This is a genomic window from Roseospira goensis, assembly GCF_014197795.1.
Taxonomy (GTDB): Bacteria; Pseudomonadota; Alphaproteobacteria; order Rhodospirillales; family Rhodospirillaceae; genus Rhodospira; species Rhodospira goensis.
The window spans coordinates 42,044-65,265 of sequence record NZ_JACIGI010000018.1; the positions used below are offsets into that span (position 1 = coordinate 42,044).

At 68.5% G+C, this 23,222-nt stretch carries 19 protein-coding genes; 17 read left to right on the forward strand and 2 right to left on the reverse strand.

Going from position 1 to position 23,222, the window contains the following annotated elements; all coding sequences use genetic code 11:
• Positions 1-48 precede the first annotated feature (48 nt).
• The 17 genes from GGD88_RS11495 (at position 49) to GGD88_RS11575 (ending at position 19,935) form a co-directional block, all read left to right on the forward strand.
• On the forward strand, positions 49-1,230 hold the full coding sequence (locus GGD88_RS11495) for an NADH-quinone oxidoreductase subunit D (protein WP_184435550.1): 1,182 nt from the start codon (positions 49-51) through the stop codon (positions 1,228-1,230).
• Complete coding sequence (locus GGD88_RS11500) at positions 1,227-1,895, forward strand: complex I 24 kDa subunit family protein (RefSeq protein ID WP_184435552.1); 669 nt, start codon at positions 1,227-1,229, stop codon at positions 1,893-1,895. Before GGD88_RS11495 ends, GGD88_RS11500 begins: the two co-directional genes overlap by 4 nt.
• A 144-nt stretch (positions 1,896-2,039) precedes the next feature.
• Entirely contained in the window at positions 2,040-3,332 is a 1,293-nt protein-coding gene (gene nuoF / locus GGD88_RS11505; protein ID WP_184435636.1) for an NADH-quinone oxidoreductase subunit NuoF, read from the forward strand.
• Between the two features lie 63 nt (positions 3,333-3,395).
• On the forward strand, positions 3,396-5,525 hold the full coding sequence (gene nuoG, locus GGD88_RS11510; protein WP_184435554.1) for an NADH-quinone oxidoreductase subunit NuoG: 2,130 nt from the start codon (positions 3,396-3,398) through the stop codon (positions 5,523-5,525).
• Positions 5,518-6,531 carry an NADH-quinone oxidoreductase subunit NuoH gene (gene nuoH, locus GGD88_RS11515; protein ID WP_184435556.1) on the forward strand — a complete coding sequence of 338 codons (1,014 nt, stop codon included), beginning with the start codon at positions 5,518-5,520 and terminating at the stop codon, positions 6,529-6,531. The genes nuoG and nuoH overlap by 8 nt, the downstream gene beginning before the upstream one ends.
• Positions 6,532-6,570: 39 nt before the next feature.
• Positions 6,571-7,059, forward strand: coding sequence for an NADH-quinone oxidoreductase subunit NuoI (gene nuoI / locus GGD88_RS11520; RefSeq protein ID WP_184435558.1), 489 nt, complete (start codon positions 6,571-6,573; stop codon positions 7,057-7,059).
• A gap of 186 nt (positions 7,060-7,245) precedes the next feature.
• The gene (locus tag GGD88_RS11525) at positions 7,246-7,857 is read left to right on the forward strand and encodes an NADH-quinone oxidoreductase subunit J (RefSeq protein WP_184435560.1); all 612 of its coding nucleotides are present in this window, start codon (positions 7,246-7,248) and stop codon (positions 7,855-7,857) included.
• A gap of 1 nt (position 7,858) precedes the next feature.
• Complete coding sequence (nuoK, locus tag GGD88_RS11530; RefSeq protein ID WP_184435563.1) at positions 7,859-8,167, forward strand: NADH-quinone oxidoreductase subunit NuoK; 309 nt, start codon at positions 7,859-7,861, stop codon at positions 8,165-8,167.
• Between the two features lie 9 nt (positions 8,168-8,176).
• Positions 8,177-10,240: an NADH-quinone oxidoreductase subunit L gene (gene nuoL / locus GGD88_RS11535; RefSeq protein ID WP_184435565.1), complete on the forward strand. Its 2,064-nt coding sequence runs from the start codon at positions 8,177-8,179 to the stop codon at positions 10,238-10,240.
• Positions 10,241-10,364: 124 nt separating this feature from the next.
• Complete coding sequence (locus tag GGD88_RS11540; protein WP_246423713.1) at positions 10,365-11,876, forward strand: NADH-quinone oxidoreductase subunit M; 1,512 nt, start codon at positions 10,365-10,367, stop codon at positions 11,874-11,876.
• Between the two features lie 71 nt (positions 11,877-11,947).
• Positions 11,948-13,390, forward strand: coding sequence for an NADH-quinone oxidoreductase subunit NuoN (nuoN, locus tag GGD88_RS11545; RefSeq protein WP_184435567.1), 1,443 nt, complete (start codon positions 11,948-11,950; stop codon positions 13,388-13,390).
• Positions 13,387-14,247, forward strand: coding sequence for a biotin--[acetyl-CoA-carboxylase] ligase (locus tag GGD88_RS11550; RefSeq protein WP_246423714.1), 861 nt, complete (start codon positions 13,387-13,389; stop codon positions 14,245-14,247). Before nuoN ends, GGD88_RS11550 begins: the two co-directional genes overlap by 4 nt.
• A 3-nt stretch (positions 14,248-14,250) precedes the next feature.
• On the forward strand, positions 14,251-15,036 hold the full coding sequence (locus GGD88_RS11555) for a type III pantothenate kinase (RefSeq protein WP_184435569.1): 786 nt from the start codon (positions 14,251-14,253) through the stop codon (positions 15,034-15,036).
• A 71-nt stretch (positions 15,037-15,107) separates the two neighbouring features.
• Entirely contained in the window at positions 15,108-16,784 is a 1,677-nt protein-coding gene (locus GGD88_RS11560) for a ribonuclease J (RefSeq protein ID WP_184435571.1), read from the forward strand.
• Positions 16,785-16,849: 65 nt separating this feature from the next.
• Positions 16,850-17,254, forward strand: coding sequence for a methylmalonyl-CoA epimerase (mce, locus tag GGD88_RS11565; RefSeq protein WP_184435573.1), 405 nt, complete (start codon positions 16,850-16,852; stop codon positions 17,252-17,254).
• Between the two features lie 36 nt (positions 17,255-17,290).
• Complete coding sequence (locus GGD88_RS11570; protein ID WP_184435575.1) at positions 17,291-17,836, forward strand: DNA-3-methyladenine glycosylase I; 546 nt, start codon at positions 17,291-17,293, stop codon at positions 17,834-17,836.
• A 302-nt stretch (positions 17,837-18,138) separates the two neighbouring features.
• Entirely contained in the window at positions 18,139-19,935 is a 1,797-nt protein-coding gene (locus GGD88_RS11575) for an oxygen-binding di-iron domain-containing protein (protein ID WP_184435577.1), read from the forward strand.
• 54 nt (positions 19,936-19,989) lie between these two features.
• Here the strand turns inward: GGD88_RS11575 and feoB are convergent, their stop codons facing one another.
• Together feoB and GGD88_RS11585 are read right to left on the reverse strand one after the other, a co-directional pair.
• On the reverse strand, positions 19,990-22,566 hold the full coding sequence (gene feoB, locus GGD88_RS11580) for a ferrous iron transport protein B (RefSeq protein ID WP_184435587.1): 2,577 nt from the start codon (positions 22,564-22,566) through the stop codon (positions 19,990-19,992).
• Positions 22,559-23,149, reverse strand: coding sequence for a FeoA family protein (locus tag GGD88_RS11585; protein WP_343056347.1), 591 nt, complete (start codon positions 23,147-23,149; stop codon positions 22,559-22,561). Before GGD88_RS11585 ends, feoB begins: the two co-directional genes overlap by 8 nt.
• Between the last annotated feature and the right edge of the window lie 73 nt (positions 23,150-23,222).

Here is a 23,222-nt window from a genome sequence, read left to right on the forward strand (position 1 = left end):
CGATCCGGACCGGGTGACGGCACGGGAACCGACAAGGCGGGCGAGACCATGGCGCAGACCGAAATCAAGAGCTACAACCTCAACTTCGGACCCCAGCATCCGGCCGCCCACGGCGTGCTGCGGCTGATCCTGGAGCTGTCCGGCGAGGTGGTGGAGCGCGCCGATCCGCATGTGGGCCTGCTGCACCGGGGCACCGAAAAGCTGATCGAATACAAGACCTATCTCCAGGCGCTGCCGTACTTCGACCGGCTGGACTACGCCTGCCCGCTGAACATGGAGCATGCCTATGTGCTCGGCGTGGAGAAGCTGCTGGGCATCGATGTGCCGCCGCGCGCCAAGTACATCCGCACGCTGTATTCCGAGATCACGCGCATCATCAACCACATCATGAACACGACGTCGTTCGCGCTCGATATCGGCGCGATGACGCCGATGCTGTGGGGCTGGGAGGAGCGCGAACATCTGCTGGAGTTCTGCGAGCGGGTCTCGGGCGCGCGCATGCACATGGCCTACTATCGGCCGGGCGGTGTCGCGAAGGACCTGCCGGACGACGGGCTGCTGGACGACATCTACAAGTGGTGCGACCGGTTCGAAGCGTTCATGGTCGACATGGAATCCCTGCTCGACGAGAACCGGATCTTCAAGCAGCGCTGCGTCGATATCGGCATCGTCTCGCAGGAGGACGCGCTCAACTGGGGCTTTACCGGCCCGGTGCTGCGCGCCACCGGGATCCCCTGGGACCTGCGCAAGGCCCAACCCTACGATGCCTTCGAGGACATGGAATTCGACGTGCCCGTGGGGACGACCGGCGACGTCTATGCGCGCTACCTGGTGCGCATGGAGGAGATGCGCCAGTCCATGCGGATCATGCGCCAGTGCATCGAGAAGATGCCCGACGGTCCGGTCAAGGTGGACGACAACAAGATCGTGGCGCCGTCGCGTCCGGAGATGAAGCGCTCGATGGAGGCGCTGATCCACCACTTCAAGCTCTACACCGAGGGCTTCAAGGTGCCGCCGGGCGAGACCTATACGGCGGTCGAGGCGGCCACCGGGGAGTTCGGCGTCTACCTTGTGTCGGACGGCAGCAATCGCCCGTACCGCTGCAAGATCCGCTCGCCGGGGTACGTGCACCTTCAGGGCCTCGACCTGATCTCTCGGGGCCACATGCTGGCCGACATCCCGGCCAATATTGGCTCCATTGACGTTGTGTTTGGCGAGATCGACCGATGACCGCTGCGAAGACCATTCCGGACCGCGCCGAAACCCCGTTCGCCTTCAGCGATGCCAACCAGGCCGAGGTGGCGCGCATCCTGGCGAAATATCCGGCTGGGCGGGAGCGCAGCGCCATTCTGCCGCTGCTCGACCTGGCGCAGCGCCAGCAGGGCTGGATTTCGCGGTCGGTCGTGGAGGCGGTGACGGCGGTCACGGGCTGTCCGCCGATCCACGTCTGGGAGGTCGCGACCTTCTACACCATGTACAACCTGGCGCCGATCGGCGCCCACCACGTCCAGATCTGCACCAACCTGTCGTGCTGGCTGCGCGGTTCGGACGAGGTGCTGCGCGCCGCCCGCGACGTGTTCGGGGTCGGCTTCGGCCAGACCAGCGCCGACGGCACGGTGACGGTGTCGCAGGTCGAATGCCTGGGGGCGTGCGTGAACGCCCCGATGATGCAGATCGGCGACGACTACTTCGAGGACCTGGACTACGACAGTGCCAAAGCCCTGTTCCAGGCCATCAAGGACGGACGGCCGCTGACCGCCGGTTCGCAGGTGGGGCGCCAGTGTTCGGCCCCGCAGGACCGCATGACCACCCTGACCACCGATCCGACCACGGCCGAGGGGGGGCGCTGGACGGCGCCCGACAGCCCGGCCGCCGGCGGGAGCGGCGCCGATTAGGGGCGCGCCGGGGGCCAGGGACCGTTGACCGGCGGCCGGACCGGAGGCCGCGCATCCCGACGAGACCAGGGAGTCGAGACCGGGGAGTCGAGACCGGGGAACCGAGACCGGGGAACCGAGGGCAGACAGAGGACGCCCGCCATGCTGCTGAGCGACAAGGACCGCATCTTCACCAACCTCTACGGGCACCATGACTGGTCCCTGAAGGGGGCGAGGGCACGCGGCGACTGGGACGGCACCAAGGCCCTCCTGGCCATGGGCCACGACTGGATCGTGGAGCAGGTGAAGGCGTCGGGCCTGCGCGGGCGCGGCGGCGCCGGCTTCCCCACCGGCCTGAAGTGGTCGTTCATGCCCAAGACCGTGGGCGAGCGGCCGCACTACCTGGTGGTCAACGCCGACGAGGGCGAGCCCGGCACCTGCAAGGACCGGGACATGATGCGCAACGATCCGCACAAGCTGATCGAGGGCTGCCTGATCGCCGGCTTCGCCATGCGCGCCCATGCGGCCTACATCTATGTGCGCGGCGAGTTCTACCGCGAGGCCGAGCGCCTGGAGCACGCCATCGCCGAGGCCGAAGAGGCCGGCCTGCTGGGCGACGACGCCTGCGGCTCCGGCTGGCCGTTCCGGGTCTACGTGCACAAGGGGGCGGGCGCCTACATCTGCGGCGAGGAGACCGCGCTCATCCAGTCGCTGGAGGGCAAGAAGGGCCAGCCGCGCCTGAAGCCGCCGTTCCCGGCCGGCGTGGGCCTGTACGGCTGCCCCACCACGGTGAACAACGTGGAGAGCATCGCGGTGGTGCCGACCATCCTGCGGCGCGGCGCGTCGTGGTTCGCTGGCATCGGGCGCGAGAACAACACCGGGACCAAGGTGTTCTGCATCTCCGGGCATGTGAACAGACCGTGCAACGTCGAGGAGGCCATGGGCATCCCGCTGCGCACGCTGATCGAGAAGCACGCCGGCGGGGTGCGTGGCGGCTGGGACAACCTCCTGGCGGTGATCCCGGGCGGCGCCTCGGTGCCGGTGATCCCCAAGGAGATCTGCGACGACGTGCTGATGGACTTCGATGCCCTCAAGGACGTCAAGTCCGGCCTCGGCACCGCGGCGGTGATGGTGATGGACAAGTCGACGGACATCGTCGCGGCCATCGCCCGCCTGTCGGCCTTCTACATGCACGAGAGCTGCGGCCAGTGCACGCCGTGCCGCGAGGGTGCGGGCTGGATGTCGCGGGTGATGGACCGCATGGTCGCCGGCGACGCGGAGATCGACGAGATCGACGTGCTGGAAGAGGTGACACGACAGGTCGAGGGCCATACCATCTGCGCGCTCGGCGATGCCGCGGCCTGGCCGATCCAGGGCTTGATCCGGCATTTTCGGCCGGAGATGGAACGCCGTATTCGGGAGCGCCGCGGTGCCGGCACCCCGGCGGCCGCGGAATAGGCGGCCCGGACGATGACGGCGCAGTGATCCGGGCGCGGGAACAGGAAGAGAGGAACGGCGTCCATGCCCAAGCTGACGATTGACGGCATCGAGGTCGAGGCCGAAGCCGGGATGACGGTCATCCAGGCCGCCGACCTGGTGGGCATCGAGATCCCGCGCTTCTGCTATCACGAGCGGCTGTCCATTGCCGGCAACTGCCGCATGTGTCTGGTCGAGGTCAAACCGGGACCGCCCAAGCCGGCCGCCGCCTGCGCGCTGCCCGTGGCCGAGGGCATGCAGGTGTGGACCCAGTCCGACCTGGCGAAGAAGGCGCGCAAGGGGGTGATGGAGTTCCTTCTCATCAACCACCCGCTGGACTGCCCGATCTGCGACCAGGGCGGCGAGTGCGACCTGCAGGATCAGGCCATGGCCTTCGGCTCCGACCGCTCGCGCTATCACGAGCACAAGCGGGCGGTGACGGAGAAATACCTGGGGCCGCTGGTCAAGACGGCCATGACCCGGTGCATCCATTGCACCCGCTGCGTGCGTTTCATCGAAGAGGTGGCGGGCGTGCCGGAACTGGGCATGATCGGGCGCGGCGAACACTCGGAGATCACATCCTACGTCGAACAGGCGCTGACCAGCGAGCTGTCCGGCAACATCGTGGACCTGTGCCCGGTGGGCGCCCTGACCAGCGCGCCCTACGCCTTCCACGCCCGGCCGTGGGAGCTGCACAAGGTGCAGTCCATCGACGTCCTGGATGCGGTGGGCTCGGCCATTCGGGTGGACGCGCGTGGCAACGCGGTGATGCGGGTGCTGCCGCGCCTGAACGAGGAGATCAACGAGGAGTGGCTGGCCGACAAGTCGCGCCACGCCATCGACGGGCTGCGCTACCAGCGACTGGACCGTCCCTATGTGCGCGAGGACGGCACGCTGCGCCCGGCGTCGTGGGAGGAGGCCCTGCGGGCCGTGGCCGGACGCCTGCTGGCGACCGAGCCCGACCGGATCGCGGCCCTAGCCGGCGATCTGGCCGACGCCGAGGCGATGGTGCTGCTGAAGGACCTGATGGGGGTGGTCGGCAGCCCGCACCTGGATTGCCGCCAGGACGGCGCGGCGTTGGACCCGGCCGACCGCGCCGGCTACCTGTTCAACCCCACCATCGCCGGCATCGAAGACGCCGATGCGCTGCTGATCGTGGGTTCGGACCCGCGCTGGGAGGCGCCGATCCTCAACGCCCGCATCCGCAAGCGCTATCTGATGGGCGGCTTCCCCATCGCGGTGCTGGGGCCGCGCACGGACCTGACCTATGCCGTGGAGGATCTGGGCAACGACCCGGCGACCCTGGAGGCGCTGGCGACCGGGCGCCACCCGTTCGCGGAGACGCTGGCGCAGGCGAGCCGGCCGCTGATCCTGGTGGGGCAGGGCGCCCTGGCGCGGCCGGACGGCGCGGCGGTGATGGGCTATGTGCGCCGCCTGGCCGAGGCGGTGGGAGCCGTCGGGGCCGACGACTGGACGGGCCTGGCCGTGCTGCACACCGCGGCGGCGCGCGTGGGCGGGCTGGAGCTGGGCTTTGTGCCCGGCGCGGGCGGACGCGACACCGCGGGCATTCTGGCCGGCGCCGAGGCCGGCGACATCCAGGTCGTCTACCTGCTGGGGGCCGACGAGATCGACACGGCCCGCCTGGGCGACGCCTTCGTCATCTATCAGGGTCACCACGGCGATGCCGGCGCCAACCGGGCCGACGTGATCCTGCCCGGGGCGGCCTACACCGAGAAGAACGCGACCTACGTCAACACCGAAGGCCGCATGCAACAGACCTGGCTGGCGGTGCATCCGCCCGGCGAGGCGCGCGAGGACTGGAAGATCCTCCGCGCGCTCTCGGCCGCCATGGGCAAGCCGCTGGCGCAGAACACGATCCGCGACGTGCGCGCCCGCCTGGCCGAGGTCTCGCCGACGTTCGCGCCCGGCAACGACGGGGGCATCGTGCCGGCGACCTCCACGCCGGGCTTCGCGGCCTTCACGGGCCGGCTGGAGGCGACGCCGTTCGCCTCGCCGGTGCGCAATTACTACATGACCGACCCGATCAGCCGCGCCTCGCGCACCATGGCCGAGTGCACGGACGTGTTCATTCACGGCAAGACCCACGGCACAACCGGGGGCGACGGTGGTCTGACCGCCGCCGCCGACAGCAAGCGGACGGGGACCGATGGCTGACTTCTGGAGCGGCATCGCCTGGCCGCTGATCATCATCGTCGCGCAGATCCTGCTGATCGTGCTGCCCCTGCTGGGCGCGGTGGCCTACCTGACCTATGCCGAGCGCAAGGTCATCGGGGCCATCCAGTTGCGCAAGGGACCGAACGTGGTCGGCCCCTTCGGCCTGCTGCAACCGATCGCCGACGGCGTGAAGCTGCTGCTGAAGGAAACGGTCATCCCGACCGGGGCCGATCGGGCGGTGTTCGTGCTGGCGCCCCTGCTGACCTTCATCCTGGCGATGATCGGGTGGGCGGTCATCCCGTTCGACGAGGGCTGGGTCCTGGCCGATATCAATGTCGGGGTGCTGTATCTTCTGGCGATCTCGGGCCTGGGCGTCTACGGCATCATCATGGCCGGGTGGGCGTCGAACTCGCGCTACGCGTTGCTGGGGGGCTTGCGCTCGGCGGCGCAGATGGTGTCCTACGAGATCAGCATGGGCCTCATCATCATCTCGGTGCTGATGACGGCCGGAACGCTGAACCTGTCGGAGATCGTGCGCGCCCAGGGCGAGGGGGTGTGGTATGTCATTCCGCACCTGCCGATGTTCGTCATCTTCGTCGTGTCGATCCTGGCGGAGACCAACCGGGCGCCGTTCGACCTGCCGGAGGCCGAAGCCGAGCTGGTTTCGGGCTACAACGTCGAATACTCGGCGATGACCTTCGCCCTCTTCTTCCTGGGCGAATACGCCAACATGATCCTGATGTCGGCCATCGCGGTGGTGTTGTTCCTGGGCGGCTGGCTGCCGCCGTTGGATATCGCCCCGTTCACCTGGGTGCCCGGCATCATCTGGTTCGCGCTCAAGATCTGCCTGATCCTGTTCGTGTTCCTGTGGGTGCGGGCGACGTTCCCGCGCTTCCGGTATGACCAGCTCATGCGTCTGGGCTGGAAGGTGTTCCTGCCGCTGTCGCTGATCTGGGTGGTGTTGACCGCCGGCGTGCTGGTGACCTTCGACCTGCTGCCGGCCTGAGGGCCGTTGCGACCGCCGACCGAGGACGGGAGTTCGACCATGTCATTCCTTGACCGCACCGCCCGGAGCTTCCTGTTGTCCGAGCTGCTTTCGGGCATGGTCCTGACCTTCAAGTACATGTTCAGGCCCAAATACACGATCAACTATCCGTACCAGAAGGGCTACCTGAGCCCGCGCTTTCGTGGCGAGCACGCGTTGCGGCGCTATCCCAACGGCGAGGAACGCTGCATCGCCTGCAAGCTGTGCGAGGCCATCTGCCCGGCACAGGCCATCACCATTGAGGCCGAGGAGCGCAGCGACGGCAGTCGGCGGACCACCCGCTATGATATCGACATGACCAAGTGCATCTACTGCGGCTTCTGCGAGGAGGCCTGCCCGGTCGATGCCATCGTCGAGGGACCGAACTTCGAGTTCGCCACCGAAACCCGCGAGGAACTGTTGTACGACAAGGAAAAGCTCCTGGCGAACGGGGATCGCTGGGAGGCTGAACTGGCCGCACGCCTGGAACTGGACGCACCCTATCGGTGAGGGGGCGCCGGCCGGGCACCCGCCCGGGCTGGACCTGTCCGCCCGAACAGACTAGACAGAACGCGCCCCGGACGCCGTGCGTCCGGCGGTGCGCCCGTCCGACGGGACCGCGCCGAGGGGACATTACATGATGCAGCTGCCGCACAAGACGCCGGTCCGACACTGGCCGGCGAAGGGGGTTCGCGGATGATCCACGCCCTGACTTTTTACCTGTTCGCCGCGATCGCCGTGGTGTCCGCGTTCATGGTCGTCCTCAACCGCAACCCGGTGCACAGCGTGTTGTGGCTGATCCTCACGTTCTTCAACGGCGCCGGCCTGTTCGTGCTCATGGGGGCCGAGTTCGTCGCCATGCTCGTCGTCGTGGTCTACGTCGGGGCGGTGGCGGTGCTGTTCCTGTTCGTGGTCATGATGCTCGACATCAACATGCTGAGCCTGCGCGAGGGCATGCTGCAGTACGTGCCGGTCGGGGCGGCGATCGCGATCATCCTCGCGGTCGAGGTCGGCTTGCTGTTCCTGGACTGGAGCTTCGCCGGCGAGGCCATGAGCCTGCGCGCGGCGCCGACGCCCGACGCGGGCGAGGTGACCAACACCGAGGCGCTGGGCAACCTGATCTACACCCAGTACGTCTACCTGTTCCAGGTCGCCGGCTTGGTGCTGCTGGTGGCCATGATCGGGGCCATCGTGCTGACGCTGCGGATCAACCCGAACGTGCGGCGCCAGGACATCGGACGCCAGATCAGCCGCCCCAAGAGTCAGGTTCTGGCGGTGCGCAAGGTCCGCAGCCGGGGGGGCATCTGATATGGAGATCGGCCTGTCGCACTACCTGACCGTGGCGGCGATCCTGTTCACGATCGGCGTGTTCGGCATCTTCGCGAACAAGAAGAACGTCGTCGTCATCATGATGTCGATCGAGTTGATGCTGCTTGCCGTCACGATCAATCTGGTCGCCTTCTCCACCTACCTCCAGGACATGGTGGGCCAGATCTTCACCATGTTCGTCCTGACCGTGGCCGCCGCCGAGGCCGGCATCGGCCTGGCCATCGTGGTGGTGTTCTTCCGCAACCGCGGCTCCATCGAGGTCGAGGACATCAACAGCCTGAAGGGGTAAGGCCGCGCCATGTACGTTTCCGCCATCTTCCTGCCGCTTCTGGGCGCGGTTCTCGTCGGGCTGTTCGGGCGCCGGCTGGGCGACAGCGTGTCGCAGTTCCTGACCTGTCTGGCGATGGGGGCCAGCGCCCTGCTGTCCATCCCGATCTTCATCGAGGTGGCGCTGAACGGCAACGCGCAGACCGTCACGCTGGTCACCTTCATCGCCTCCGGGGATCTGGTGGTCGACTGGGCGCTGAAGTTCGACACCCTGTCGGCGGTCATGGTGCTGACGGTGAGTTGGGTGTCGTTCCTGGTGCACGTCTACTCCATCGGCTACATGCACCATGACCCGGGCATCCCGCGCTTCATGGCCTACCTGTCGCTGTTCACCTTCTTCATGTTCATGCTGGTGACGGCCGACAACCTGGTGCAGATGTTCTTCGGCTGGGAGGGCGTCGGTCTCGCCTCCTACCTGCTGATCGGCTACTGGTACGAACGGCCGACGGCCAATGCCGCCGCCATCAAGGCGTTCGTCGTCAACCGGGTGGGTGACTTCGGGTTCGCGCTCGGCATCTTCGGCTGCTTCGTGCTGTTCGGCACCATCAACCTGGATCAGATGTTCGCCGCCGCGCCGCAGATGGCCGACGCCACGGTGTCGTTCTTCGGCGTCGAATGGCACGCGCTGACCATCATCGGGGTGCTGCTGTTCATCGGCGCCATGGGCAAGTCGGCGCAAATCGGGCTGCACACCTGGCTGCCGGACGCCATGGAGGGCCCGACGCCGGTCTCGGCCCTGATCCACGCCGCGACCATGGTGACCGCGGGCGTGTTCATGGTGGCGCGCATGTCGCCGCTGTTCGAGTACGCACCGGCGGCGTTGGCCCTCGTGGTCGTGGTGGGGGCGGCGACGGCGTTCTTCGCCGCGACCATCGGCTGCGTGCAGAACGACATCAAGCGGGTGATCGCCTACTCGACCTGCTCGCAGCTCGGCTACATGTTCTTCGCGCTCGGGGTCGGGGCCTATCAGGCGGCCATCTTCCACCTGATGACGCATGCCTTCTTCAAGGCGCTGCTGTTCCTGTCGGCCGGCTCGGTGATCCATGCCATGTCCGACGAGCAGGACATGCGCAACATGGGGGGGCTGTGGAAGCACATCCCGTTGACCTATGCGATGATGTGGATCGGCTCGCTGGCGCTGGCCGGGGTGCCGGTGTTCGCCGGGTACTACTCCAAGGACATGATCCTGGAATCGGCGTTCGCCGCCGGCACCGGGCTGGGCATGCTGGCCTTCGTGCTGGGCATTGCCGCCGCCTTCATGACCGCGTTCTACTCCTGGCGGCTGTTGTTCATGACCTTCCATGGCACCCCGCGGGCCAACGAGACGGTGATGGCGCATGTCCACGAAAGCCCGCCGATCATGACCGTGCCGCTGGCGGCGCTGGCGGTGGGCGCGGTGTTCTCCGGCATGGTGGCCTACGACCACTTCGTCGGCGACAAGCATCCGGCCTTCTGGGGCGACAGCATCGCCTACAATGTCCAGGGCGAGGCCGTGGCCGGGGCGCCGGCCGCGCACGGCGCCGATGCGCTGGCCGAGGGCGTGGTGGCGGTGGACGACCCGGTGGACGACCCGGTGGACGACCACGGCGCGGCGGCCGAGGAGGCCCATGGCGCCGCGGCCCAGGGCGTGCTGGAGCGCGCGCACCACGTCCCGCTGGCGATCAAGCTGCTGCCTCTGGTGGTCTCGGCCGCCGGAATCGCACTGGCCTGGCTGTTCTATATCCGCCGGCCGCGCTACCCGATGCTGGTGGCGACGGCGTTCCCGGATACCTATCGGTTCCTGCTCAACAAGTGGTATTTCGACGAGCTGTACGACCGGGTGTTCGTGCGACCGGCGTTCGCGCTCGGCCGGGCGCTGTGGCGCGGCGGCGACGGGGCGCTGATCGACGGCCTGGGGCCGGACGGCATGGCGGCGGCGGCGAGCCGCATTGCGGCCCGGCTGCGCCGGTTCCAGACCGGCTATCTCTACCACTACGCCTTCCTGATGATCATCGGCGTGGCGGTGTTCGTGTCCTGGCGGCTGTTGCAGGCCTGAGGGGTGAGGGGACGGGCGCGCGTGCGGCGGCCCGCAAAACGAGACGGGCCGCAGCGACGGCCCCGTGCATGACCGGCCGGATCTCCGGCCCGGGCGAGAGGTCTATGCGGCGATGATCGAAGACATGTCCCTGCTCAGCATCATCACCTTCCTGCCCCTGTTCGGCGCGGCCTGCATTCTGCTGCTGGTGCGCGGAACCGAGGCCGAGGTGGCCGCCAACAGCCGGTGGGTGGCGTTGTGGACGTCCGGTGTCACCTTCGCGCTGTCGCTGCTGGTGTGGGCGGGCTTCGACCCGGCGCGGGCCGACTTCCAGTTCGTCGAGCGCTTCGAGTGGGTGCCCGGCTACAACATCGCCTATCACATGGGCATCGACGGCATCTCGCTGTTCTTCGTGCTGCTGTCGACCTTCCTGACGCCGCTGTGCGTGCTGGCGAGTTGGGAGGCGATCAAGACACGGGTGCGGGAGTACATGGTGGCCTTCCTGGTGCTCGAAACCATGATGGTCGGCATGTTCTGCGCCCTGGACTACGTGCTCTTCTACGTGTTCTTCGAGGGTGTGCTGATCCCCATGTTCCTCATCATTGGGGTCTGGGGCGGGCCGCGCCGAATCTACGCCGCCTTCAAGTTCTTCCTTTACACCCTCCTGGGCTCGGTGCTGATGCTGCTGGCGCTGCTGGCGATGTACCTGCACGCCGGCACCACCGATGTCCCGACGCTGATGGTCACGACCTTCCCCGAGTCCATGCAGATTTGGCTGTTCCTGGCCCTGCTGGCGAGTTTCGCGGTCAAGGTGCCGATGTGGCCGGTCCACACCTGGCTGCCCGATGCCCACGTGGAGGCGCCGACTGCCGGCTCCGTGATCCTGGCCGGGGTGCTGCTGAAGATGGGGGCCTACGGGTTCCTGCGCTTCTCGGTGCCGATGCTGCCGCAGGCCACGGCCGACATGGCGGGGGTCATCTTCGTCCTGTCGATCATCGCGGTGATCTACACCTCGCTGGTGGCGCTGGCGCAACAGGACATGAAGAAGCTGATCGCCTATTCGTCGGTGGCGCACATGGGGTTCGTCACCGCCGGCATCTTCGCCATGACCCAACAGGCGGTGGAGGGGGCGATCTTCCAGATGCTCAGCCATGGCATCGTCTCGGCCGCCCTGTTCCTGTGCGTCGGCGTGGTCTACGACCGGCTGCACACCCGCGACATCGACCGCTACGGAGGGCTTGCCACCAACATGCCGAAGTACGCCCTCGTGTTCATGCTGTTCATGATGGCCTCGGTGGGCCTGCCGGGCACCAGCGGCTTCGTCGGCGAGTTCCTGGTCATGGTCGGGGTGTTCCAGGTCAACACGGTGGTCACACTGTTCATCGCCACCGGCGTGATCCTGGGCGCGGTCTACATGCTGTTCCTGTACCGGCGGGTGGTCTTCGGCAAGCTGGAGAAGGCCGACGTCAAGGCGATGCTGGACCTGAGCCCGCGCGAGATGGCGATCTTCGCCCCGCTGGTGCTGGTGGTGCTGTGGATGGGCCTCTACCCGTCCACGTTCCTGGAGCCGATGCACGCCAGCGTCGACAACCTTATCACCTCCTATCAGGCCGCATTGGCGGCCGGCGCCGACGGCGTCGCGGTCGCGGCCCGCTGAGCCGGGCGCGCCGAAGCGATGCGACCCTATGAGACCCGATGCGATCCGTTCCGGCCGGAGACCCTGACGCGATGACCGAGTTGCCCTCGATCCTGCCGGCGCTGCCGGAACTCGTGCTGGCCCTGTTGGCCATAGCCCTGCTGATGTATGGCGTGTTTGCGCGCACCGATCGCACGACCGCGTGCACGTGGGCGGCGGTCTACGGTCTCGGTCTGGCCGGCATCCTGCTGTTCCTGGAGGCCGGCAGCCGCGTCGAGGGCTTCTACGGCCAGTTCGTGGCCGACGACTTCACCCGGTTCGCCAAGCTGCTGATCGTGGCCGCCGCCGCGGTCGTCCTGCTGATGGCCCGGCGCTGGATGGAGACCGAGGGCATCCAGCGCTTCGAGTTCCCGGTGCTCATGCTGCTGTCGGTGATCGGCATGATGCTGATGGTCTCGGCCAACGACCTGATCGGCATGTACCTGGGCCTGGAATTGCAGTCGCTGGCGCTTTACGTCATGGCGACCATCCAGCGCGACAACGTGCGCGCCACCGAGGCGGGCCTGAAGTACTTCGTGCTGGGCGCGCTGGCCTCCGGGATTCTGCTGTACGGCGCCTCTCTGGTCTACGGCTTCGCCGGCACCACCAGCTTCACCGGCATCCAGACCGCCGTCGCTGACGGCGAAGCCCCGATGGGTGTCGTGATCGGCCTTGTGTTCGTGGTCTGCGGGCTGGCCTTCAAGGTCTCGGCGGCGCCGTTCCACATGTGGACGCCGGACGTCTACGAGGGCGCGCCAACCCCGGTAACGGCGCTGTTCGCCGTCGCCCCCAAGGTGGCCGCGCTGGCGCTGTTCCTGCGGGTCGCCATGGAGCCCTTCGGCGCCCTGACGGCGGAGTGGCAGCAGGTGGTGGCGATCATCGCCGTGCTGTCGATGATCGTCGGCGGGTTCGCGGCGATCGCGCAGGAGAACATCAAGCGGCTGATGGCCTACAGTTCGATCGGGCACATGGGCTACGCCCTGGTGGGACTGGCCGCGGGCTCGGCCGAGGGCGTGCGCGGGGTCCTGATCTACCTGGCCATCTACCTGTTCATGAACCTGGGCACCTTCGCCATCATCCTGGCCATGCGCCAGCAGAACCGCCCGGTCGAGGGCATCAAGGATCTGGCCGGACTCGGCCGCACGCGGCCCGTGATGGCGCTGTCGATGGGCGTGTTCATGTTCTCCATGGCCGGCATCCCACCGCTGGCGGGCTTCTTCGCCAAGTTCTACGTCTTCATGGCGGCGGTCGAGGCCGGCCTGGTGTGGCTGGCGGTGATCGGCGTTCTGACCAGTGTGGTGTCGGCCTTCTACTACCTGCGCATCGTCAAGGTGATGTACTTCGACGAGCCGCTGGAAAGCCTGGACCCGATCGCCTCGCCGACCCTGCGCGTGGTGATGGGGGCCAGTGCCCTGGTGGTGACCTTCTTCTTCATGGCGCCCGGTTGGCTGGTCGGCGGCGCGGAGATCGCGGCGGCCGCGCTGGTCGCAGGATGACCGCCCCCGCGGATGACCGCGCCGCCCTCCTGGCGGGCGCCGCAACGATGGCGATGCCGGAGGGCTGGCGCCTGGAGGCCCGGGTGGTGGTGGACAGCACCCAGGCGGTGGCGCGGGCTGAACTGGAGGCCGGCCGGGCCGCGGATCTGTGGTCCGACCGCGCTCTCGTGGTGTGGGGCGGCGAGCAGACCGGTGGACGCGGTCGCCAGGGCCGCCCGTGGGCCAGCCCGCCCGGCAATCTCTATGTCACCGTGGCGCTGCCGTGCCCGGACGGTCCGCGCCGCGGCGTGGAGATCGGCTTTCTAGGCGGCGTGGCGCTGGCGCGGGCGCTGGGCGATCTCGGGTTCGGGGCCGTCGGCGGCCTGCCCGAGCCGCGTCTGAAATGGCCCAACGACGTCCTGCTGGACGGCGCCAAGGTTGCCGGGCTGCTGCCGGAGTCGGCGAGTGACGCGGCGGGGCGCTGCTGGGTCCTGCTGGGGATGGGCGTCAACGTCGCGACCGCGCCGCCCATGGGGGAGACCCTGTATCCCGCCACCAAGCTGGCCGCACACGCGCCCGGCGGGCTGCCCGGCGCACCGGTGCCGACCCCGGCCGATCTGCTGATGCCGCTGCTGGCGCGGCTGGCGGCCCTGGTGGCACAGTGGCGCGCCGCGGGGTTCGCGCCGGTGCGGGCGGCCTGGTTGCGCCACGGCCATGGCCTGGGCGAGGCGGTGCGGGTGCGACTCGGTGCGGAGACGGTGACCGGCGTGTTCGAGGGCCTGAGTGCCGCGGGCGCCCTGATGCTGCGTGAGGACGGGGGCGCACGGCGCACCATCCTGGCGGGCGACGTGTTTTTTGCGGCGCGGGAGGACGGCTAGGCCATGCTGCTGGCCATTGATTGCGGCAACACCAACACCGTCTTTGCCGTCTACGACGGCGATGACAAGCGGTGCGAGTGGCGCGCCGCCAGCAAATCCGGCCGCACCGCCGACGAAATGGGTGTGTGGCTGAACCAGCTCATGGCGATGAAGCACCTGGAGCCGGAGGCCATCACCGAGGCCATCATCGCGTCCGTGGTTCCGGCGGCGGTGTATGACCTTCGCCTGTTGTGCCATCAGTACTTCGGGGCGCCGCCGCTGGTGGTGGGCGAGCCCGACGTGGACCTGGGCCTTCAGGTGCTGATCGACCGGCCCGAGGAGGTCGGCGCCGACCGACTCGTGAACGCCGTCGCGGCGCATCGGACGTATCGGGGGCCGCTGATCGTGCTGGACTTCGGCACCGCGACAACATTTGATGTGGTGGATGCCGACGGCAACTACCGCGGCGGCGTGATCGCCCCCGGGGTCAACCTCTCGCTTGAGGCGTTGCACATGGCGGCGGCGCAGCTTCCGCGGGTGGCGATCGGGCGACCCAAGACGGTGATCGGCAAGGCGACCGTGCCGGCGATGCGCTCCGGCATCTATCTCGGCTATGTTTCGATGATCGAGGGCCTGACGCGCCGCATCCAGGATGAGTTCGGCGCGCCGATGACGGTGGTGGCGACGGGGGGACTGGCATCCCTCTTTACCGAGGCCACCGATGTCATCCATCATCTCGACAACGACCTGACCCTGCGGGGTCTTCTGGAGATTCACCGCCGCAACGCGGCGCACCGCATGCACCCATAGCGACACACAACCCATAGGGACACACGACACATAGCGACGCATGTAGGGACCGAGACACGAGAGGAGACATCATGACAGACTCGCCCGGCACGGCCGTGCCGGAGGGTGTCGTGTTCGTCCCCTTGGGCGGGACCGGGGAAATCGGCATGAACCTGAACCTGTATGGGTGTCAGGGGCGATGGCTGATGGTCGACCTCGGGATCACCTTCGGGAACGAGACGACGCCGGGCATCGACGTGTTGATGCCCGACCCCGCGTTCATCGAGGACAGGCTGGACGCCCTCGATGGCATCGTCATCACGCATGCCCACGAAGACCACATCGGGGCCGTCACCTACCTTTGGCCGTGGCTCCGCAAGCCGATCTACGCCTCGCCGTTCGCCGCCGCCTTCCTGCGCGTCAAGCTGGAGGAGGAGGGGATGCTCGGCGAGGTGCCGGTGCACGAGGTGCCGCTGGGATCGCGCTTCCAGGTCGGCGCCTTCGACGTCGAGTTCATCGGCACCACGCATTCGATCCCCGAGCCGAACGCCCTGGCCATCCGCACGCCCGCCGGGACCATCCTGCACACGGCGGACTGGAAGTTCGATCCGGACCCGCTGATCGGCGGCGCCGCGGACTATGACGCCCTGCGCCGGCTCGGCGACGAGGGCGTGCTGGCGATGATCGGCGACAGCACGAACATCTTCAATCCGGGGCACTCCGGGTCGGAGGCGGACGTGCGCAAGGCGTTGATCGAGGTGATCGGGCGCAACACCACCGGACAGGTGGCGGTGGCCTGCTTCGCCTCCAACGTGGCGCGGCTGGAGAGCATCGCCGTGGCCGCGCGCGAGAACGGCCGTCACGCCGTGCTGGTCGGCCGCTCGCTGCTGCGCATGAACGAGACCGCGCGCCGCTGCGGCTACCTGGCCGACATTCCGCCGTTCCTGAGCGAGGACGACGCCGCCGATCTGCCCCGTGACAAGGTTCTGTACCTGTGCACGGGCAGCCAGGGCGAGCCGCGCGCCGCCCTGCCGCGCATCGCCGGCGGCAGCCACCGCAGCGTCAGCCTGAGCGAGGGCGACACGGTCATCTTCTCGTCGCGCGTCATCCCGGGCAACGAACGCGCCATTTTCGCCATGCAGAACCGGCTGGTGGAAAGCGGGGTGGAGATCATCACCGCGCGCGACGCGCCGGTGCACGTCTCCGGCCATCCGGCCCGCGAGGAGGTCGAGGAGATGTACCGCCTGGTGCGGCCGACGGTGGCCGTGCCGGTGCACGGCGAGGCCCTGCACCTGCGCGAGCACGGCCGCATCGCCAAGGCCTGCGGGGTGGAGCATGTGGTGCTGATCCATGATGGCGACATCCTGCGCCTGGACAGCGTGCCGCCGCGCGTCGTGGATCAGGCGCCGACCGGTCTGCTGGCCCTGGACGGCGACCGTCTCGTCCCCATGTCCAGTCAGATGCTGCGCGACCGGCGCCGCATGATGAACAACGGGGCCGCGACGGTGACCCTGGTGCTGAACGGCAAGGGCGGGCTGGTGGCCGCGCCCCTGGTCAGCGCACGCGGTCTGCTGGACCCGGAGGAGGATGCCGAGGACCTTGAGTCGCTGGTGCGTCAGATCCGCTCCGCCGTCGACGGGCTGGACCGCCGGGCGCTGGACGACGACACCCAGGTCATGGACCGCGCCCGGCGCACGGTGGGCCGCTTCTTCCGGACCAGCCAGAACCGGCGGCCGGTGACCGATATTCACGTGGTGCGGGTGGGGTGACGGGTCCCCGCGCCCGAAGCCGTTCCGTCGCAACCCAGGTCATGAGCAGAAAAGGACCCTGAGTGATGATCGGACAGTTGAATCACGTTGCCATCGCGGTCCCCGACCTGGAGGCCGCCGCCGCCAACTATCGTGAAACCCTGGGCGCCAAGGTCTCCGATCCGGTGCCCCAGCCTGATCACGGTGTGACCGTGGTGTTCATCGAACTGCCGAACACCAAGATCGAACTGTTGCATCCGCTTGGCGAGAAGTCCCCGATCCAGGCGTTCCTGGACAAGAACCCGTCGGGCGGCATCCACCATGTCTGCTACGAGGTGGAGGACATCCTGACGGCGCGCGACACCCTGAAGGCGCAGGGCAAGCGCGTGCTCGGCGACGGCGAGCCGAAGATCGGCGCCCACGGCAAGCCGGTGCTGTTCCTGCATCCGAAGGACTTCACCGGTACGCTGGTGGAGCTGGAGCAGGCCTGACCCGGCGAGGTATGAGGAAGTCCGGGAGGCCGCGCCATGAACTGGTACTGCGACGTGGCCCCCGGGCATCCGCTGCATGGCCCCTACCATGACACCGAGTACGGCGTCCCGGTCACGGACGAGACCGTGCTGTTCGAACGGCTGTGCCTGGAGGTCTTCCAGGCCGGCCTGTCGTGGCTGCTGGTGCTCAAGAAGCGCCCGGCGCTCAACGCCGCCTTCGACGGCTTCGTCGTGGACCGGGTGGCGGCCTTCGACGACGCCGACCGCGCCCGCCTGCTGGCCGACGCCGGCATCATCCGCAACCGCCGCAAGATCGACGCCGTGATCGAGAACGCGCGCCGGGTCCAGGCCCTGCGCGACAGCCATGGCGGCTTCGCGGCCTGGATCGCGGCCCATCATCCGCGAGACCTGGCGGCGTGGGTCAAGCTGTTCCGGGCCACCTTTCGGTTCGCGGGACCGGAGGTGGTCAACGAGTTCCTGATGAGCATCGGGATCCTGCCCGGGGCGCACCGCGACGACTGTCCGGTGCAGGGCCGCATCCTGGCGCAGGCGCCGCCGTGGTCGCGCGTTGGATCCGGATGACGGTCGGTCGAACCAAAGGAAAGCGTCGGCGCCGCGCAGACGCGGCCCCGTTGTCGCGTATTGACCCATAGAAGACCGCAAAAATAGAGCGGGCCGGCGAGTTGGTTTGGCGATGAAGAGGGGCCGTTCTCGCCTCCCAGTCGCCAATCCTACTCCGTTCGATACGGGAAACGGCACTTTCGGATCGTCCCGACCCTTGGCACTATGCCGAATGAACCCGCCCCATGCCGTGGCGAGCGGGCTTGGCTGCGTGGTATCCTCTGAGAAAGATTGGGGGGGTCAGTCGGCGTGGGAGCGGATGGATGGATGCCGTGTTCGCAGAGACGGACGTGCTGGATCCGACAGGACCCATCGAGATCGCGCCGCGCATCTGGTGGGTGGGCCACTATCTTGAGGGCGATCCGTTCCAGTGTCATGTCTACCTGATCGAACACGGCGATCAGTCGGTCTTGTTCGATCCGGGCTCCGCGCTGACCTTCCGGCACACGCTGCGCAAGATCGAGGCGGTCACCCCGCTGTCCAACATCCGCTACTTCGTCTGCCACCACCAGGACCCCGACATCACCGGGGCGTTGCCGCTGATCGACCAGATCGTGTGCCGGCCGGACGCGGTGCTGGTGTGCCACTGGCGGGCCAAGGCGCTGATCCGGCATTACGGGCTGGAGCTGCCGTTCTGGCTCATCGAGGACCATGAGTGGACGCTGGACCTGGGCGGGCGCCGGCTGCGCTTCATCTTCACCCCCTATGCGCATTTCCCGGGCGCCTTCGTCACCTTCGACGAGGCCAGCGGCATCCTGTTCTCCAGCGACCTGTTCGGCGGCTTCACCAAGGGGTTTTCGCTGTTTGCCAAGGACCGCGGCTATTTCGAGAACCTGCGGCCGTTCCATGAGCACTACATGCCCAGCCGGGACGTGCTGCAGTACGCGCTGACGGCCATCAATGCCTGGCCGGTGCGGATGATCGCGCCCCAGCACGGCTCCATCATCCCGGAGTCCCTGGTCGCGTTCATGATCGAGCAGCTCATGAACCTGGACTGCGGCCTGTTCCTGATGTCGCGGCAGAACACGGATCTTAAGCGCCTGATGACCCTGAACCAGGCGCTGAAGAGCATTACCCAGACCATGATCCTGTACCGGGACTTCCAGGACATCGCCCACAATCTCCTGGGCATCGTACAGGAGCTGCTGCCGGCCTTGTCGCTGGAGTTCTACGCCCGCACGCAGGAGGGCCGGTGGCTGCACCTGTCCCCGGACAACCGCTATCGCGGCCGCCTGTCGGACACGCTGCCCCGGAGCATCGCGGATGCCTTTACGCGGGCCGAACGGGCCGACGCCGCTGGTGAGCATCCCGCGTTCCTGACGCTGTCGGAGGCCGAACGCGACCGCCCGACCATCGCGGTGCCGATGGCATCGCCGGGGACCGGCGCCCTCGAATCCATGGCCGTGGTCACCCTGGCGGAGGCGGTCGGGCACACCGACGACACGGAAGACGTGATCGCCCAGATGGTGACGCCGTTGCAGGTAGCGGTCGAGCGCGAGACCATCTACCGCACCCTCGACATGGAGCGGCAGCGCTTCTACGAAACCTCGATCCGCGATCCCCTGACCAACCTGTTCACCCGCTTCTACATGCAGGAGACCGTGGCCCGCCTGATGGGGATCCACGACCGCAATCCCGATGCGGCCATCGGTCTTGTCATGCTGGACGTCGACCACTTCAAGCAGGTCAACGACACCTACGGGCATGCCCAGGGCGACGTGGTCCTGAAGGCGGTTGCGGACTGCCTGATGCACGATGTGCGGCCCGGGGATCTGCCGGTGCGGCTGGGCGGGGAGGAGTTCGCGGTGTTCGTGGTGGGCACCACCCTGGCGCGGGTCGGGGATGTGGCGGAGCGGCTGCGCCGGCGTGTCGCCGCCCTGCAGTTCGACGGACCGATGGCCAATAGGACGGTGACCGCAAGCTTCGGCGTGGCCCTCAGGCATCAGGGCGAACGCCTGGAAAGCCTGATCGAGCGCGCCGACCGGGCACTGTACGACGCCAAGGACGGCGGACGCAACCGCGTCTGCTTCGATCAGGCGGAGATGGCCGCGGTCGGCTGACGGTGGCTTCGGTTGGTGGGCGCCGCCCTGCGGGCGCGGCGCCGCCTCGTCCGTTCAGTCCGCCGTGCTGCCGGAGCGCGCCCGATAGCCCGGACGCGGCAGGCTGCGCCCCACCGGCCGCCGCAACAGCCCGGCGGCCACCAACGCCCCCAGCGCCAGCAGATAGACCCCCGTCATCGTCTCCAGTCCGGTGAGGTCCAGGGCCGCGCCGGTCGAATAGGCCGCGCTGGCGACCGCGAACGCCAGCAGGGTCGGGAACAGCACCGAGAACACCGTCCACGCGGTCGAGCCGGTCTGGGTGCGGATCACGATCACCGTGGCCATGCACGGCGGGTACAGCGCGAAGAACAGCAGCACCGCCATGCCGGTCAGGGCGGTGAACCCCGCCGCCGCCTGCTCGGCGGCCATGCGCGCCTCCAGGGTGCGGTTCTCGCCCTCGTTCTGGTCGAACAGCACGCCCAGGGTGGCGACGCTGTTCTCGCGCGCCGTGAACGAACTGAGCAGGGCCACATTGATCTTCCAGTCGAAACCGGCGTACTGCGTGACCGGCTCCAGCGCGGCACCGAGCTGGCCGAGCACGCTGTTCAGCAGGCGCGCGTTGCGCATGTCCTCGCGCAGGTCCTCCCGCGTCGCCGCCAGGCGGTCGAGCGCGGCCGCCGCCGTCCGTGCTGTCGGGTCGTCGCCCGGCACCAGGAACGGCGCCAGGTCGGGGTGGCGGGCCCGCACCCGGGCGTCCAGCCGGGCCAGGGCGGCGGGGTCGCCGGCGGCGGCGGCGCGGTCGGCTTGCACGTCGACATGCAGGGTCACCAGGCGGGTCAGGCTGTCCTGGTCGGCCACCGTCCGGGCCAGCGCCGTGTCGGCGAGGCCGGCGCGGAAGGCGGCGATGGCGGCCTCGCCGCGGGCGTGATAGTCCGCCTGACGCTCCGGCGGCAGCCCGGGGAACTGCAACAGCACATAGACTACGGTGGCGACCGCGATCACCACCGTGCCCACCTTCTTGATGTACAGCCAGGTGCGGTCCAGCGCGCGGCGCAGCACGCCGGTCACGGTCGGCAAGTGATAGTGCGGCAGCTCCATCACGAAGGGCGCCGTCTCCATGTTGCGCAGCACCGACACCGACAGCAGCTTGGCCACCAGCAGGGCGAAGATCACCGTGATGGTGGCCAGGTAGAACAGCACCAGACCCTTGGTCTCGGCGAAGTAGATGTTCACGAACAGCGTATAGAGCGGCACCTTGGCCAGGCAGTTCATGAACGGCACGGTCAGGATGGTCGCCATGCGTGCGCGCTGGTCCGGGATGCCCTTGGTCGCCATCACCCCCGGCACGGCACAGCCGCCGGCGAAGACGCCGGCCAGGATGTAGGGCAGCGTCGACTGTCCGTGCAGCCCGAAGCGGTGCAGGATGCGGTCCAGGATGAAGGCGATGCGGGCCATGTAGCCGCTGTCTTCCAGGATCGCGATGAGCGCGAACAGGATCAGGAAGATCGGCACGTAGTTCAGCAGGGCGTTGGCGGAGTCGAGCAGCCATAGGCCCATCGAGCGTGGCAACGGATCATGCAGGAAGCCGGCCGCCGGCAACCAGTCGGCGGCCAGGTCGCGCACCCCGGCCAGCACCGGCCAGGTGACGTCGGCCAAGCGCATGCCCTGGACGATCGACAGTTCGTAGATGATCCAGATGGTCAGGACCAGGAAGGCCGGCGCCAGCCACCGGTTGAGCAGGAAGCGGTCGATCCGTTCGGTGATCGGAACCCGGCCGGTGTCTGCGCGCTGCACCGCCGTCGCCAGGATGTCGCCGGCCAGGTCGTCGCGGCAGGCGGCGGCCTGGTCCGACGGCGACAGACCCTTGCGGGCCTGGAACGCCGCGGCGGCACGCTCGGCGCTGTCCAGAAGCCCGTGGGGGTGGGCGACATGCGCGGTCAGGAAGCGTTCGGCCTCGCTGTCGCCCTCCAGCAGCTTGACCGCCAGCCAGCGGGCGGACACGCGCGCGTGCAACGCCGGCTCGGCGGCGAGACTGGCCTGGAGCGTGACCACGGCCTCTTCCAGCTCACCGTAGTTCAGGCTCGCCGGGACCGGCGCGCCGCTCGCGGCGGTCTCGCGGATGGCGGCACGCAGGGCCTCGCGGCCGGTGCCCTTGTGCCCGACCACCGGCACGACGCGGGCGTTGAGCCGCGCCGACAGGGTCTCCAGGTCGAAGGAGAGGCCGTGGCTGCGCGCCACGTCCATCATGTTGAGCGCGACCACGACCGGAAAGCCCATCTCGATGAGCTGGAAGGTCAGGTAAAGGCCGCGCCGCAGGTTGGACGCGTCGACGACGTTGACGACGACATCAGGGCGCGACTCCAGCAGGAAGGCACGCGCCACGCGCTCTTCCAGCGAGAACGAGGTCAGGCTGTAGGTGCCCGGCAGATCGACCGTCTCGACCGTCAGGGCGCCGTCTCGGTAGACGCCGCTCTTCTTGTCGACGGTGACGCCGGGGTAGTTGGCGATATGCTGATGCACCCCGGTCAGGGCATTGAACAGGGTGGACTTGCCGCAGTTCGGCTGTCCCGTCAGGGCGACCAGGATGCGATCCCGCGCCGGCGGCACGGGGCCGGCGCCGCGCCGGCCGGAGCCGGCGTCGGCCTCAGCCATGCACGACCTCGATACGGGCCGCCTCGGCGCGCCGCAGGGTGACGAAGGTGTCGGCGACGCGCACCTCGATCGGGTCGGCCAGGGGCGCGCGGCGCACCACCTCGACGGTGGCGTTGGGCACCAGGCCGAGATCCATCAGGCGATGACGGATGGCACCGCGGCCGTGCAGGGCGAAGATGCGGCAGCGGTCCCCGGGCGCGAGGTCGTTCAGGGAGCGGCCCTCGAACGCTGGTTGGCCTTGGCCGTGGCCGTGGCCTTGGCCGTGTCGAGGACCATGACCGTGCCCGCGTCCGCCGCTGTGTCCGCCCCGCCGGCCGCGTCCCGGCCGGTCCGGGCCGGGGACGTCGGGCCGTGCCTCGCCGTGCCGTGGGTCGACGGGTGCGCGGTCCGGGAGGGCGCTGGCGTCGGGCGCGGCCAGGGCGGGGGCATCAAGAGGGGGCGCCTCCGGCCGCGGTCCGCCGCCGTGGTGCCGCCGGCCCCAGCCGCGGCGCGCGCGACCCGGGCCAGCACCGTTGCAGGACTCGCCGTTCCGGTGGCGCCGACCGGCGCCGCCCCATCGTCTCAGGCCGTCGAACATGGGCATTCATCCTTGCCTGCCTGCGCCCGCCGCCGCCGCGGCGCCGGGTCCGCCCCCGAGAGGACGTCATCTGTGCCCA

What these genes read in the sequence shown, in the direction of transcription:
- GGD88_RS11495 (WP_184435550.1), top strand. Translation starts at nt 49, where the DNA reads ATGGCGCAGACCGAAATCAAGAGCTACAACCTCAACTTCGGACCCCAG.
- GGD88_RS11500 (WP_184435552.1), top strand. Translation starts at nt 1,227, where the DNA reads ATGACCGCTGCGAAGACCATTCCGGACCGCGCCGAAACCCCGTTCGCC.
- nuoG (WP_184435554.1), top strand. Translation starts at nt 3,396, where the DNA reads ATGCCCAAGCTGACGATTGACGGCATCGAGGTCGAGGCCGAAGCCGGG.
- nuoH (WP_184435556.1), top strand. Translation starts at nt 5,518, where the DNA reads ATGGCTGACTTCTGGAGCGGCATCGCCTGGCCGCTGATCATCATCGTC.
- nuoI (WP_184435558.1), top strand. Translation starts at nt 6,571, where the DNA reads ATGTCATTCCTTGACCGCACCGCCCGGAGCTTCCTGTTGTCCGAGCTG.
- GGD88_RS11525 (WP_184435560.1), top strand. Translation starts at nt 7,246, where the DNA reads ATGATCCACGCCCTGACTTTTTACCTGTTCGCCGCGATCGCCGTGGTG.
- nuoK (WP_184435563.1), top strand. Translation starts at nt 7,859, where the DNA reads ATGGAGATCGGCCTGTCGCACTACCTGACCGTGGCGGCGATCCTGTTC.
- nuoL (WP_184435565.1), top strand. Translation starts at nt 8,177, where the DNA reads ATGTACGTTTCCGCCATCTTCCTGCCGCTTCTGGGCGCGGTTCTCGTC.
- GGD88_RS11540 (WP_246423713.1), top strand. Translation starts at nt 10,365, where the DNA reads ATGTCCCTGCTCAGCATCATCACCTTCCTGCCCCTGTTCGGCGCGGCC.
- nuoN (WP_184435567.1), top strand. Translation starts at nt 11,948, where the DNA reads ATGACCGAGTTGCCCTCGATCCTGCCGGCGCTGCCGGAACTCGTGCTG.
- GGD88_RS11550 (WP_246423714.1), top strand. Translation starts at nt 13,387, where the DNA reads ATGACCGCCCCCGCGGATGACCGCGCCGCCCTCCTGGCGGGCGCCGCA.
- GGD88_RS11555 (WP_184435569.1), top strand. Translation starts at nt 14,251, where the DNA reads ATGCTGCTGGCCATTGATTGCGGCAACACCAACACCGTCTTTGCCGTC.
- GGD88_RS11560 (WP_184435571.1), top strand. Translation starts at nt 15,108, where the DNA reads ATGACAGACTCGCCCGGCACGGCCGTGCCGGAGGGTGTCGTGTTCGTC.
- mce (WP_184435573.1), top strand. Translation starts at nt 16,850, where the DNA reads ATGATCGGACAGTTGAATCACGTTGCCATCGCGGTCCCCGACCTGGAG.
- GGD88_RS11570 (WP_184435575.1), top strand. Translation starts at nt 17,291, where the DNA reads ATGAACTGGTACTGCGACGTGGCCCCCGGGCATCCGCTGCATGGCCCC.
- GGD88_RS11575 (WP_184435577.1), top strand. Translation starts at nt 18,139, where the DNA reads ATGGATGCCGTGTTCGCAGAGACGGACGTGCTGGATCCGACAGGACCC.
- feoB (WP_184435587.1), bottom strand. Translation starts at nt 22,566, where the DNA reads ATGGCTGAGGCCGACGCCGGCTCCGGCCGGCGCGGCGCCGGCCCCGTG.
- GGD88_RS11585 (WP_343056347.1), bottom strand. Translation starts at nt 23,149, where the DNA reads ATGCCCATGTTCGACGGCCTGAGACGATGGGGCGGCGCCGGTCGGCGC.